This window comes from Marinarcus sediminis (SeqCode) (assembly GCF_048571275.1).
Lineage (GTDB): Bacteria > Campylobacterota > Campylobacteria > Campylobacterales > Arcobacteraceae > Marinarcus > Marinarcus sediminis.
In genome coordinates this window covers 442,686-456,748 of record NZ_CP182357.1, presented here as the reverse complement: position 1 = coordinate 456,748, position 14,063 = coordinate 442,686, and the positions used below count along the sequence as shown (strand labels likewise).

General features: G+C 31.7%; 15 protein-coding genes. 13 read left to right on the top strand and 2 right to left on the bottom strand.

Features of this window, described 5'->3' with window-relative positions; all coding sequences use genetic code 11:
* Positions 1–85: 85 nt before the first annotated feature.
* Positions 86–2,365 carry a 5-methyltetrahydropteroyltriglutamate--homocysteine S-methyltransferase gene (metE, locus tag ACNI3C_RS02250; protein WP_419770636.1) on the bottom strand — a complete coding sequence of 760 codons (2,280 nt, stop codon included), beginning with the start codon at positions 2,363–2,365 and terminating at the stop codon, positions 86–88.
* A 38-nt stretch (positions 2,366–2,403) separates the two neighbouring features.
* Positions 2,404–2,751, bottom strand: a complete 348-nt coding sequence (locus ACNI3C_RS02245) for a hypothetical protein (RefSeq protein WP_419770635.1) — start codon at positions 2,749–2,751, stop codon at positions 2,404–2,406.
* Between the two features lie 126 nt (positions 2,752–2,877).
* Between ACNI3C_RS02245 and trmD the strand changes: the two genes are divergently transcribed.
* From trmD to ACNI3C_RS02180, 13 genes are all read left to right on the top strand, one after another.
* Positions 2,878–3,555, top strand: a complete 678-nt coding sequence (gene trmD / locus ACNI3C_RS02240; protein ID WP_419770634.1) for a tRNA (guanosine(37)-N1)-methyltransferase TrmD — start codon at positions 2,878–2,880, stop codon at positions 3,553–3,555.
* Complete coding sequence (rplS, locus tag ACNI3C_RS02235) at positions 3,552–3,908, top strand: 50S ribosomal protein L19 (RefSeq protein ID WP_419770633.1); 357 nt, start codon at positions 3,552–3,554, stop codon at positions 3,906–3,908. Before trmD ends, rplS begins: the two co-directional genes overlap by 4 nt.
* A 44-nt stretch (positions 3,909–3,952) precedes the next feature.
* Positions 3,953–4,483, top strand: coding sequence for a phosphorylase family protein (locus tag ACNI3C_RS02230; RefSeq protein ID WP_419770632.1), 531 nt, complete (start codon positions 3,953–3,955; stop codon positions 4,481–4,483).
* Entirely contained in the window at positions 4,480–5,751 is a 1,272-nt protein-coding gene (locus ACNI3C_RS02225; protein WP_419770631.1) for an SPL family radical SAM protein, read from the top strand. The genes ACNI3C_RS02230 and ACNI3C_RS02225 overlap by 4 nt, the downstream gene beginning before the upstream one ends.
* Before the next feature lie 96 nt (positions 5,752–5,847).
* Positions 5,848–7,077 (top strand): GGDEF domain-containing protein, encoded by a 1,230-nt coding sequence (locus ACNI3C_RS02220; RefSeq protein WP_419770630.1) that lies wholly within the window; start codon positions 5,848–5,850, stop codon positions 7,075–7,077.
* A 74-nt stretch (positions 7,078–7,151) separates the two neighbouring features.
* Positions 7,152–7,763, top strand: coding sequence for a DedA family protein (locus tag ACNI3C_RS02215; RefSeq protein WP_419770629.1), 612 nt, complete (start codon positions 7,152–7,154; stop codon positions 7,761–7,763).
* A 3-nt stretch (positions 7,764–7,766) separates the two neighbouring features.
* Positions 7,767–8,399, top strand: a complete 633-nt coding sequence (locus tag ACNI3C_RS02210; protein WP_419770628.1) for an SDR family oxidoreductase — start codon at positions 7,767–7,769, stop codon at positions 8,397–8,399.
* Positions 8,400–8,465: 66 nt separating this feature from the next.
* Positions 8,466–9,419 (top strand): Wzz/FepE/Etk N-terminal domain-containing protein, encoded by a 954-nt coding sequence (locus ACNI3C_RS02205; RefSeq protein WP_419770627.1) that lies wholly within the window; start codon positions 8,466–8,468, stop codon positions 9,417–9,419.
* The gene (galU, locus tag ACNI3C_RS02200; protein WP_419770626.1) at positions 9,412–10,230 is read left to right on the top strand and encodes a UTP--glucose-1-phosphate uridylyltransferase GalU; all 819 of its coding nucleotides are present in this window, start codon (positions 9,412–9,414) and stop codon (positions 10,228–10,230) included. The genes ACNI3C_RS02205 and galU overlap by 8 nt, the downstream gene beginning before the upstream one ends.
* A 3-nt stretch (positions 10,231–10,233) precedes the next feature.
* Positions 10,234–10,980 (top strand): Gabija anti-defense Gad2 family protein, encoded by a 747-nt coding sequence (locus ACNI3C_RS02195; RefSeq protein WP_419770625.1) that lies wholly within the window; start codon positions 10,234–10,236, stop codon positions 10,978–10,980.
* Positions 10,967–11,590 (top strand): adenylyl-sulfate kinase, encoded by a 624-nt coding sequence (gene cysC / locus ACNI3C_RS02190; protein ID WP_419770624.1) that lies wholly within the window; start codon positions 10,967–10,969, stop codon positions 11,588–11,590. The genes ACNI3C_RS02195 and cysC overlap by 14 nt, the downstream gene beginning before the upstream one ends.
* The gene (gene cysQ, locus ACNI3C_RS02185; RefSeq protein ID WP_419770623.1) at positions 11,574–12,338 is read left to right on the top strand and encodes a 3'(2'),5'-bisphosphate nucleotidase CysQ; all 765 of its coding nucleotides are present in this window, start codon (positions 11,574–11,576) and stop codon (positions 12,336–12,338) included. The genes cysC and cysQ overlap by 17 nt, the downstream gene beginning before the upstream one ends.
* A 5-nt stretch (positions 12,339–12,343) precedes the next feature.
* The gene (locus ACNI3C_RS02180) at positions 12,344–14,056 is read left to right on the top strand and encodes an SLC13 family permease (RefSeq protein WP_419770622.1); all 1,713 of its coding nucleotides are present in this window, start codon (positions 12,344–12,346) and stop codon (positions 14,054–14,056) included.
* Positions 14,057–14,063 lie beyond the last annotated feature (7 nt).

Here is a 14,063-nt window from a genome sequence, read left to right as displayed (position 1 = left end):
TTTTACTTCTTATATTTTATTGTTTGTTATAGTATCTAAAAACAGTTTTTACTCTCATAAATAAAAACTGTTTTTATCGTTTCCTCTAGTTATTCTCTTTTTTGATACGTTCTACGGCTTCTACCATATTTTTTAAACTGGGGATGACCTCTTCCCATTTTCTGGTTTTTAAACCACAATCTGGATTAATCCAAAGTTGCTCTTTGGGTAAAACTTCTAAGAGGCTTTTGATTTGTTTAATGATTTCCTCTACGCTGGGAATTCGAGGAGAGTGAATATCGTAAACACCTGGTCCAACTTCTTGTTTATATCCATGTTTTTTAAATACTTTTAAGAGTTCATTGCCACTTCTGGCTGTTTCGATTGAAATCACATCTGCATCCATATCTTCAATGGTTTGGATGATATCATTAAATTCACTGTAACACATATGCGTATGAATTTGAGTCTGTTTTTTTGCACTGCTGACACAAATTTTGAAATCTCTGACGGCCCAATTTTCATAGGTTTTGATGTTAGCTTTTCTTAAAGGATAACCCTCTTTAAAAGCAGCTTCATCTACTTGAATGATTTTAATGCCAGCATTTTGTAAATCATCTATTTCATCACTTAAAGCTACAGCAATTTGTTTTGAGACTTCATCTCTTGGTTTATCATCTCTTACAAAAGACCAATTGAGTATTGTGACAGGGCCGGTTAACATTCCTTTCATGATTTTTTTTGTTTTACTTTGAGCATACGTAATCCAATCTACGGTCATTGCCTTTGGTCTTGAAATATCTCCATAGATAAATGGAGGTTTTACGCATCTGCTTCCATAACTTTGAACCCAACCATTGATTGTAAATCCATACCCTTTGAGTTGTTCACCAAAATATTCCACCATGTCATTTCTTTCAGGCTCACCGTGTACTAAAACATCTAAATTGCACTCTTCTTGAAAAGCGATACACTCATCGATGTAATTTTTCATTGATTGTGTATATGCCTCTTTTGAGATCGCATTTGTTTTGAAATCTCTTCTTGATTTTCTTATTTCATTGGTTTGAGGGAATGAACCAATCGTTGTAGTAGCTAAGCAATCATAGTTTAACAGTGCTTTTTGTATTTTGATTCTCTCCGCATATGTTCCCTCTCTGCTGAGTGTTTTAAAATTTTCAACTCTGTCTTGCACTTTTTTGTCATGGATTAAAAGTGACGTTTGTCTGCTTTTGTTTGCCGCTTTATTTTTATTGAGGGCTTCGAGTTCTTTTGCCTCTAAATTTTCAACTCCTTGATGAAACACTTTTGAAAGCAGTACTATTTCATCCAGTTTTTCGCAAGCAAAACTCAGCCAGTTTTTAATGTCATCATCAAGCGTGTTTTCATATTTTAGGGTAAAAGGCGTGTGTAAGAGAGAACACGAAGAAGCGATAATGATTTTCTCTTTTTTTATCACAGCAGAGATGTCAGATAAACGTTTTAGAGATTTGTGAATATCATTTTTCCAAATATTTCTTCCATCAATGACCCCTGCAATTAAATATTTATCGCTTTGAGCAATAGACTCTAAGGCATCTGAATTTTTATCTCCATATAAAAAATCAAGTCCGATTCCCCAAATAGGAGTATGAACCAAAATTTTTGTGGCTTCATTAGAGTGTTCAAAATAAGTTGTTACGATGATTTTTATGTTATTTGTCGTTAAGGACAACTCATCATAGGTGGGTTTTATCAAACTTAAAAATTTTGCCTCATTCTCTTTTACAAAAATAGGCTCATCCATTTGAATGGTTACAACTTCATCAAGTTTTGATAACTCATAAAACAGTTCAATGTAAATGGGCAAGATTTTATGAAGCAGTTCAAAGCTATCTCCCCCATCGACTCTTTTTGAAAGGGCCAGAAAGGTAAGGGGACCCATAAGATTAATTTTTGTTTTTACTCCTAGGGCTTTTGCTTCATTATATTCATTGATTATTTTTGAAGCATTCAGTTTATACTCATCTTCTAAAGAGAGTTCGGGAACGATATAGTGGTAGTTTGTATTAAACCATTTTGTCATCTCCATTGCAACTGAAGAGCTGTTTCCTCTTGCCATAGAAAAATATAACTCTTCGGCCCGTAAATTTTTAAATCGTTTGGGAATGGCATTTAACATAATGGCCGTATCTAAAACAGTGTCATAAAGAGAGAAGTCATTTGAACTTATGTATGAAATACCTGCATCTTTTTGATAATTCCAGTGTCTTTTTTTTAGCTCACTTGCAACATTTTGAACCTCACTAAATGAACAATTATTGGCCCAATAACTCTCTAATACTTTTTTTAACTCTCTTTGTTCTCCAATTCTTGGAAAACCTACAATATAGGTGCTTTCTATCATTTTATTATCCTTAATTTATTTTGTGTTTGTTTGTGTGATTAAAGTATAAAATGTGGTGGATGAACGCCTGTACGCCTAAAGGCAAAGTGTGTCGAATAATAGGGGCATCGAGGGATAAATTTAAAAATTGAGATTGCAAGTTTTGTTTTTAATGTAAAAAAACAGTTACAATAACAAGGTTTTTGACCTACTGTATAAGATGAAATTTGTAATAAAAGTTCTTCTAAAGGGGGAGACTCTTCTTCTTTTTCATCACCAATACTTAGGCAGATAAAAGCACTTTTTTTAGAGCGTACTTCATTGTCATTTAATTTCTTAGCAGTTGCATATGCCGTTATTGCAGACAGTGAAAAGTAGTTTTTTCTAAAACCTTTTAGGTGTCTCATCTGTTGTACCTTTTGAAAAATAGAATATAGATGATTAATGCTTAATTTAAAATAAAAATTATTATGATAGACTTTTAAAAAAAGAAAGGGGTATCACACTTACATTTAAAGTGTGACTATAATAATTTGAAATTTACATTCGTAACACTCTTCCCAAATTTAATAGAGTTTTATTTTCAAGATTCCATTTTAAAAAGAGCAGTGGAGTCAGGATTTGTTGAGTATGAATTCTACAATCCAAGAGATTACACGCAAAATAAGCATTTAAAAGTCGATGCTCCCATGATAAGTGGTGGCGCAGGAATGCTGATGACGTGTCAGCCTCTTTTTGATTGTTTAGATGCCATAAAAGCAAAAAATGAAGAGGCGTATATCATATTTCCTTTGGCTGCTGCTAAAGCTTTTAAGCAAAATGATGCTAAAAGACTATCAAAGAAAAAAAACATTGTTTTTGTAAGTGGCAGATATGAAGGAATTGATGAGCGTGTTATTGAAAAATATGCCGATGAAGTCTTTTCAATTGGTGAATTTATCTTAACAGGGGGAGAATTACCTTCATTAACCATGATGGATGCAATTTCAAGAAATGTTGAAGGAGTACTTGGCAATGCCGAGTCTTTGGAGGTTGAGAGCTATGAAAATCAACTTTTAGAGGCACCTTCTTTTGCAAAACCGGAAATTTTTGAAAATCTAAGCGTTGTTAAAGAATTCTTAAAGGGAAATCATAGTAAAATTTCCGACTTAAAATTCCAGATGTCCATTTGTAAAACAAAATATTATAGACCTAATAAGGAAAAACGATGAAAAACAGATATATTGCAAGCTTTGAAGCAGCGCAACTTGAAAACAAAGAGATCCCTCAATTCAGAGCAGGTGATACTTTAAAACTTGGTGTTGAGATTAAAGAAGGTAGTAAAACAAGAGTTCAAGCATTCGAGGGTATCGTTATTGCTAGACATGGTGAAGGTACAGGCGCTACTTTTACAATCAGAAAAATTGGTGCTAACAACGTTGGTGTAGAGAGAATTTTCCCATTATACTCTGACTCTTTAAAAGAGATCAATGTATTAAGAAAAGGTAGAGTAAGAAGAGCGAAACTTCACTACTTAAGAGGATTAACTGGTAAAAAAGCTAAAATTAAAGAGCTTAGAAAGTAGTTTTTCAAATCAAGGTATTTAATAAAATACCTTGATACTTTGACATGATGTCAAACTCCTCAAAAACAGTTATTCATACAGCATTACTTGCAGAAGCAAGACCCCTTATTGATACACTCAAACTCATACAAAATCAACAACATACTTTTATATATGAAAATGAAACTCACGTTTTAATTGTTTCTGGTATGGGAAAAACTCAAACCATAGAAAAATTAACATACATTTTTGAAAATTTTAATATAACAAAAGCCATTAATATTGGAATTGCAGGTTGCCGTGATGAATCCATTGCCATTGGAACACTTCTTTGTACTTCTCATGCGCTTTTAAAGATACCACAAGCAACACTTACAACGGTGGATAAACCTTTGAGCGATATAACAGCATTAACGACACAGCTTGTAGATATGGAAGCGCAATATTTTCATTATGTTGCACAAAAACACTTACCTACAAGTGAGATTTATGTTTTTAAAGTGGTATCGGATTATTTAGATACCAGCATACCTAAAAAAAGTTTTGTGATTGAACTTGTGCAAAATTCACTCAAACAACTTAAAGAGTTCCTATGAATTATGAAGAAAAATTGAGTGAACATATTCCTAAAACCAACTATAATCATTTGCCTTTAGAAACGCAACTGTTTATCAAAGAAAAAGCTCTGCAGTATGAGTTCAGTTTTCAAGAGTTAAAGCAACTCATTGATTTTGCCATTGATTTTGTCATGTGGCATGAAGAGGATATTCAAAAAGTATTTAAAGCAGACTATCCCAATAGAAAAGTTGCCTTTAATGATATTAGGTCGGTTTGGGAGAGATTAAAAAAGCAACCCAACAGTTACAAAAACTTTTCAAAAGCGTTGTACAAAGATGATATTCGTAAATTCTCTTTTACTTCATTTGAAGGCGAAAAAACAGCGTTAGGAGCTTGCCCTGTTGCCAGTCCCAAAACGCGATGTTGCAATTTACTTACGTTAGATGCCGTACAATCGTGTGGATTTGATTGCAGTTATTGCTCCATTCAATCTTTTTATAATCAAGATAAAATTGGTTTTGACAGTAACTTTAAAGAGAATCTGAAAAATTTACAACTGGATCCCAATGAGACTTATCATATAGGTACAGGACAGAGTTCAGACTCTTTGATGTGGGGAAATAAAGAGGGCATTTTAGATGCTTTGTTTGAATTTGCATTTGATCATCCCAATGTGATTTTGGAGTTTAAAACCAAATCCAATAACATCAAATATTTTTTAGAAAACGATGTGCCAAAAAATATCATTTGTACGTGGTCGTTAAATACCCCAACAATTATTGAAAATGAAGAGCATTTGGCCGCTTCTTTGGAACAGCGTCTTGATGCTGCACAAAAGCTCAGTCAAAAAGGAGTATTGGTGGGGTTTCACTTTCACCCCATTGTTCACTATGAAAACTATCTTGAGGAGTATGGAAAAGTGTATCAATCGCTCATTGAGTCGTTTGATGCCAAAAAAGTGGCATTGGTCTCTTTTGGAACGTTAACTTTTATCAAACCAGTGATTCAAAAAATACGCAGCAGAAATTTTAAATCTAAAATATTGCAAATGCCTTTTATTGATGCCAATGGAAAACAATCGTATCCATTGGAGATTAAAAAAGAGATGTTTAAACATGCGTATGACTCTTTTGCTCCTTGGCACAAAGAGGTCTACTTTTATTTATGTATGGAAGATGAAAGTTTGTGGCGAGAAACTTTTGGTTATGAATATATTTCAAATAACCAAATGGAAGAGTTTATGAAGCTGAGTTATCAAAATAAAATAGAGCAAAACCGAAATTACTGCAGTAAAAATAGAAAATAACAAAAATCACATTTTCAGTGAATAATGATTCAAAATCTCACATTTAGCCGATTTTTGTGTTACAATGAGACAATTAAACAGGTATAAAGGCTTACAATGAATCATTTTGATAGCAAAGAGATTGTTCAAAACTTATTTACGAAAAAAAGTTTTCGTATCTATATTATAAGCACATTTATACTTATTATATTGGGACTTTTTGTAGGCCGAACCATACTAAAGCCACTTTTTTTTGATCATATGATTAAGATGGTTTTGATTGAGAGTCAAAAAATTTCCAGACACATTCAAACACACAAAGAGGGCATTGGCTTATCCATAAATGATGAACTCAAACTTATAAAAAAGAATTTTGAAATACCTCATATAAAACTTTTTGATGATAAAGGTATTGTAATTGCTTCAACGGTGTTAACAGAGATTGGAATGAAAGATAGTTCTGCTGTTCAAAATAAACAAAAAATTACATATAAAGTCATTTATAAAGACATGAAGACGCTTGATAATGCTGTTACTCCAATTGATATGGCAGAGATTAATGTTCCTATGTTTAAAAAAGGAAATTTTGATGGTGCCATTGAAATCTATTATGATATTACTTATATTCAAGAAGAGTTCAATAAAATCATCAATAAAATAGATTTAATGTATTATATCTCCTCTTCCTTTTTTCTCATAGTACTTTACTTTATTCTCTATCGATTGAGTATTGCGGATTTGTATCGTAAAAAACATCAGCTGGATATTATTGAATTGAATGAAACGCTTAAAGAAAAAGTGCAACAAAGAACAAAAGAGTTAGAAGAAAAAAATGCTGAACTAAAAAAATTGGCTAATTTTGACTCGTTAACCGGCATTTATAACAGAGCATTTTTTCTTAAATTGGCCAATAAATATTTTGAGATAGCCAAACGAAATAAGACATCTCTTTTTATTATGAGTTTTGATTTGGACCATTTTAAGGAAGTTAATGACACTTATGGGCACTTAGCTGGAGATGATGTTTTAAAAGCATTTTCAACAATAACACAATCTTATATGAGATCAAGTGATCTCTTTGGAAGAGTGGGAGGCGAAGAGTTTTTGGCTTGTATTCAGAATACACAAGAGAGTGGTGTTAAGATATTGGGAGAAAAGATTCGCAAAGCACTTGAAAAAACAGCAATGAGAATTAAAGATGAAGATGTTTATATTACGGTAAGTATTGGTATTGCAAAATTAACAGATGAAAGCAATTTTGATGAGGTTTTAGAAAAATCAGATAAGGCCTTATACCAAGTAAAAGAGAGCGGGCGGAACAGAGTTATTTTATATTCTCAAAACTGAAATCTTTGTATACAATACTTTTACACACTCTATGGTAGAATCTGAACTTAAAAAGAAAGAAAAGAGTTTAGCCTATGTTGCATGAAGTAGTTGATTTTATTGTTAAAACCGTAAGTGATTTGGGTTACATGGGCATATTTATTATGATGTTTTTAGAGAGTTCATTTTTCCCCTTTCCCAGTGAAGTTGTGATGATTCCTGCAGGATATTTGGCCTATAAAGGGGAAATGAATCTTCTTATGGCAGTTTTTTCAGGTATTGCAGGAAGTTTAGCGGGTGCACTTTTTAATTATTATTTGGCCTTGAAGTTTGGTCGAAAATTTATTGCTAAATATGGAAAATATGTGTTAATCAAAGAAGAAACCATGCAAAAAATGGAAGAGTTCTTTGCCAAGCATGGACACATTTCAACTTTTTCAGGACGACTGATTCCCGCAGTCAGACAGTACATTTCTTTGCCTGCAGGCTTAGCTAAAATGGATTTACTTAAATTTTCCCTTTATACGAGTTTGGGTGCAGGAATTTGGGTATTAATTTTAGCTTTTTTAGGTTATTTTATTGGTCATAATGAAGTTTTGATTCATGAATATTTAAGGGTGATTATCATTGGGATTTTAGTTTTACTTGGCATTTTTATCCTCTTTTATATTCGAATTAAAATGAAAAAATCTATTATAAAGAGTTGAAAAATGAAAGCAATCGTTACGGGCTACAGTTCAGGTATTGGAAAAGCCATTTGCGAAACTTTACAGAACAATGGCTATGAAATTATAAAATTAAAAACACGATTAGAAAAGAGTACAGAGTTAGAAAAAGAGGTTAAAGCCATTTTAAAAGAGCATGAAATTGATGTTTTGGTAAATTGTGCTGGGTTTGGAATGTTTAAACCCCATGAAGAGATCAGTGTCGCAAAAATCAAAGAACTCATTGATGTGAATTTAACCGCACCCATTATTTTAAGCAGTTTAGTTTTACGAAGTTTGAAAAAAACCAAAGGACATATTATCAATATTGCTTCAATAGAAGCAACCAAACACTCAAAGTTTTCAGCTTTGTACACAGCAACCAAAAGTGGTTTAAGAGATTTTGGTTTGTCCTTGTTTGAAGAGTTACGACGGGCAGATGTAAAAGTTACGACCATTAATCCCGACTTAACTAAAAGCAATTTTTTTGATGAACTTAATTTTGAACCCAGTGAAAATGTCAATGCTCACTTGTTGCCAGAGGATATTGCACAAGCAGTGTTAGATGTGTTAAATTTTAAGGGAGTTATAACTGACCTAACCGTTCGGGCACAACGGTTTGAGATACAGAAGAAATAGATAGTAACGTTTAGTAATAGTTAAGTGACGATTTAGTATTATAGTAAACATAATTAAAGGAAACCAATGAAAGAAAATGTTATTCAAGAAGATGAAATAGACTTAAGGGAGTTGTTTAAAACGATTTGGAATAAACGAGTGTTTATTGCAGGTGTTGTTTTGGTAGTAACTCTTTGCGCCACTGTTTTTGCATTTTTAAAAACACCTACGTATAAAGCCAAAGCATTATTTGAAATTGGCGAATATAAAGTATCAAATAATAGTAGTAAAATTCTTCTTGATAATGTCTCAGAGTTAACAAAAAAATTGGAAATTTTATTTATTGATATTGAAAAAACTTCAATAAAACAAGAAACTAGGATTACCAAAATCAGTGTTCCTAAAGGATTGAAAAATTATATTGAAATAGAAGCAGAGGGTATATCCAATGATTTGTTGGTAAAAAAACTTGAAAATATTAAAAACTATATTCAAACTGAACATCAAAAAATCTTAAATGATGTAAAGCAAAAACGAGAATTGGATATTAAAGATATTGAAGTAAAAATTTCCGATATTAAAGATAAAGAAATCGTACTATTAGATAAAAAGATTCAAGCTAAAAAAGAGATTATACGAGAATATTCAAAATTATTAAAATCAATTGATAAAAATTTAACATCTATTCAAGATAAAAATCCATCATTAGCAGCGCTAGAGTTAATGCAAAAAAGAGATATTTCAAATTTTATTATGGATACAAGTAATTCAGTTTTAGATATGGAAAATAAAAAAAATGAGCTTTTAACGACTGCTGTTGATAGGTTAAATGAGGAGAAAAATTTATTAATTTTACTTTCTGAACCACATAATTATAAGAATACAGAGATTGTTGGCCAAATAATGGTTGATAATCATCCCGTGGCACCAAAGAAAAAACTCATTATTGTCGTCGCTTTTGTAACAAGTTTTATAATAGCGATTTTTTTAGCTTTTTTCATGCAATTTATAAAAAGTTTTAAAGAAGATAAAATTGATTAAAAAATGTTTGTTCCCCGCTGCAGGTTATGGAACACGATTTTTACCTGCAACAAAAGCAACTCCCAAAGAGATGTTACCTATTTTAACCAAACCCCTTATTCAATATGGTGTGGAAGAGGCCATAGAAGCTGGGTGTACAACCATGGCAATTGTAACGGGACGAGGGAAGAGAGCCATCGAGGATCATTTTGATATTTCTTATGAATTGGAACATCAAATAAAAGGGACTTTACAAGAGTATTGCTTAACTGAAATTCAGAATGTTATTGAAAAATGTACTTTTTCATACACCAGACAAGCAGAGGTAAAAGGATTGGGTCATGCCATTCTTTCGGGTGAAACGTTAATAGGGTATGAGCCTTTTGCGGTCGTACTTGCCGATGATTTGTGTGATGCCAAAGTAGGAGTACTCTCTCAAATGATAACACTTTATGAAAAATATCAATGTTCAATTGTAGCTATTGAAGAGATACCTTTGGAAAATAGTAATAAATATGGGGTTATTGCAGGAGTTGAAATTGAAAAGAATATTTTTAAAATTTCAAATATGGTCGAAAAACCAGAATCTCAAGATGCACCAAGTAATTTGGCGATTATAGGAAGATACATTTTAACCCCAGATATTTTTGATATTTTAAGAGAAACCAAACCAGGTAAAGGGGGCGAAATACAAATTACAGATGCCCTTTTAATTCAAGCGCAACAAGGAAAAGTTTTAGGGGTTAAATTTGATGGTCAAAGATTTGATTGCGGAAGTATTGATGGATTTGTGAAAGCCACCAACTATTTTTATAAAAATCAGAATCAATAATCAATGTATTATAATTTTTGGAAACAATATCAAAGCATTGTAACTCCTGATATAGAAGTGCAATTTGATACAAGATTGCATAATGTCATTATGAAATTAGAACTTTTTTTTTCAAAGCTTGTCACAAAAGAGATAATAGGCGAAAATATAAAGTTTTATTTAGCAGGTTCTTGCATTAAATCGGATACTTTTAGAGACCTTGATTTGATTTTTCCTGTGAAAACAGAGAGAGAAGTGGTGAATGAAGTTCTAGATAAGCACTATTTTGAATATGAAAATAACTCTTATACATATAAATTTGAAGACGATATTTTTCAATTGGTTTTTAGGGAAAAGTTTGAAAATGCTTCTTTGTCATATTTAGTCGATGGATTCGATTTTGATTCCACAAAAATTGCTTTTGAATGTATTTTAACTACAAAAACAAAAAAAATTGAAGTAATTAATACGGATATTAGGATTGAATTTATCAATTATATCAATACTAAAGTGAATAATCTTTCTACAATCAGTGTCAATCCTTTTGTTTCACTGCAACGAGCCATTCATTTTTTAAAAAGAGGAGATGAAGTTCCGTATTCTGTTTTTTTAGATGTTTGCTCGAGTATTGCAGACATTAAAATAAAAGAGAATGAAAATATTGAAAAGCATTTTAATCGACTTCAAGGGGACCCTAAAAAGTTAAAAAATATAAAAAAAGCCATCACTCATTTTATTAAAGAGAAGGAAGAAGAACTTGGAAAAGAGTAATATTGTTTGGCAGAACCAACACGTTACAAAAGAGAAAAGAATATCTTTATTGAATCAAAAACCATGTATTTTGTGGTTTACAGGGCTTAGTGGAAGTGGAAAATCAACTATTGCCAATGCTGTTGAAGAAGAATTACATAAAAAAGGTATTAAAACTTATTTATTGGATGGTGATAATGTACGACATGGTTTAAATAAAGATTTGGGTTTTACCGAAATGGAACGTGTTGAAAACATCAGAAGAATAGGGGAAGTGAGTAAACTTTTTGTCGATGCCGGGTTAATCGTCTTAACAGCATTTATCAGTCCCTTTAAGAGTGACAGACAGATTGCCAGAAGTTTGGTTGGTTATGATGAATTTTTAGAAGTTTTTATCGATACCCCTTTGAGCATTTGTGAAAAAAGAGATCCCAAAGGTTTATATAAAAAAGCCAGGGAGGGTGCTATTAAAAATTTTACAGGTATTGATTCTCCATATGAAGCTCCAGTAGAACCTCAAATTCAGTTAAAAACAGATGAGTGTGATATACAAGCGTGTGCGGATAAAGTTATATTTCATCTTATAAAGTATGGATATATTAAAGGGGATGAAAATGACTACGCAATTTAAAACAATTAGTATTGATATTATAAAAGATATTGCACTTCAAGCAGGGAATGCCATCATGAAAATTTATGATAAAGATTTTCAAATTGAGTATAAAGATGACAAATCTCCTTTAACGCAAGCAGATAAACTCTCTAATGAAATCATTTGCACCCAATTAAAAAAATATTTTCCTACTATTCCTTTAATGTCGGAAGAAAATGCTGAAGTTCCTTTTTCAATGAGAAAAGAGTGGGAGTACTATTGGTGTATTGATCCCATTGATGGAACCAAAGAGTTTATTCAAAAGAATGGTGAATTTACGGTTAATATTGCTTTAATACATAAAACTATTCCAGTATTAGGGGTTGTATATGCACCTGCTTTAAATGATATATACTGTTCAAAAAAAGGTGAGGGTGCCTATAAAAATGGGCAAAAACTGCCATTTTTGTTTAACAATGAACCTCAAAAATGTTTAAGAGTTGTGGCGAGTAAATCTCATTTATCAGAAGAAACACAAAGCTTTATTGACAATCTTGATACTTTGAAAATAGAACAAGTTTCAAAAGGGAGCAGCTTAAAGCTTTGTATGGTGGCTGAAGGAAGTGCTGATATCTATCCAAGACTGGCTCCTACTATGGAGTGGGATACAGCAGCAGCACATGCCATTGTTATTGAATCGGGTAAAGAAGTGGTTATTTATAATGAAAATGAAGCTGTGGTATATAATAAAGAGCACTTATTAAATCCATGGTTTATAGTGAGATAAGTGAAATGAGCTATGTCGTATTTGTATCTTTATGTATATTGTTGTTTCTTTTAATTAAAAATAAAATCAGAGCCTCATTTTTATTTTTTGGGTTATTGTTGTTTTATTACTTTTTTGATTTGATTAAATTGGATAAAATGCTTCATGGCTTTGTTAATCCCTCATTAATTACTTTATTGCTGTTGTTGATTGTCTCTATTGTTTTTGAAAAGACCTCTTTTATACAAACTATTTCAAATAAACTTTTTTCAGCTTCTTATATTAAATCACTTTTAAAAATGTCTCTTTTTACTTCACTTTTTTCTGCTTTTTTAAATAATACAGCCGTTGTTGCCTCTATGATAAGTGTTGTAAATCAAAATAAGTTTCATGCTCCATCCAGATTATTATTGCCATTATCATACGCGGCTATTTTTGGTGGTACAATCACTTTAATTGGGACATCAACCAATTTATTAATCAACAGTTTTATGATTGAAAATGGGTTGACTCCACTGAAACTATTTGATTTTATCTATGTAGGACTTCCGATTGCTCTTATTGGCGCAGGAGTGTTGGTAGTAATTTCAAGATTTTTACCCAATATTCAAGTGGATAAAATAAAAGAGAATTATTTTTTAGAGGCAAAAGTTTTAGCTGATTCTAAATTAATAGGGCAAACGGTATTACAAAATAATTTAAGAAATTTAGAGTATCTTTTTTTAAGTGAAATATACAGAGAAGGCAAAGTGATTTCGCCTGTCGAACCCAGTGAAATATTAAACGAGAATGATATTTTGCTTTTCAGTGGTGATGTTAAACATATTGAGATATTAAAGCAGTTTTCTGGCTTAGAATTGATTCATCAGCAACACAATTTAAGTGATAATATCATAGAAGTTATTCTCTCAAATGATTCAACAATGATTAATAAAACCATAAAAGAGTCAAATTTTAGAAGTAAGTTTAATGCTTCTGTTATTGCAATTAAACGAGGAAATGAAAAACTATCTGGCAAAATAAGTGATATTAAGCTTCATGTGGGAGATAATCTTGTTTTGGCCATTGGACAAGATTTTATGAAACGAGATAATATCAACAAGAATTTTTATTTTACAAATCAAATAGGCATTGAAAAAAGATTGTCAAAAAAAGAAAGTTATATTGTGTTAGGTGGTTTTTTCAGTGTTTTATTTGTAAGTTTTATTGGCATTTTGCCACTGATTAAAGGACTCTTTATTTTACTTGTTCTGTTTATAATATTTGGCTTTATAACTATAAGTGAAATCAAAAGAAGATTTCCCTTTGAATTGATGATTATTATAGGTTCAGCTTTGGGAATCGCAACGGTTATGATTCAAAGTGGACTTGCGCAATCACTTGCGGAAGGGTTAAATTTTATTTTTGGTGGTTATGGTGTATTTGGTGCTTTTGTTTCAATATATCTGTTTACTTTTTTATTGACAGAAATAATCACAAATAATGCAGCTGCAGCATTGAGCTTTCCTATTGCATACTCAACTGCTTTGGCGTTTGATAGCAGTTTGTTACCGTTTATTATGGCAGTTGTTTATGGGGCCAGTGCGAGTTTTTTAATGCCCTATGGTTATCAAACCAATTTGATGGTGTACAGTATTGGGGGATATGATATGAAAGTATTTTTAAAAAGTGGAGCCATTGTTTCTGTTGTATATAGTCTATTGGTTATTGGACTGGTTCCTCTATTTTTCCCATTTTAAAATATAT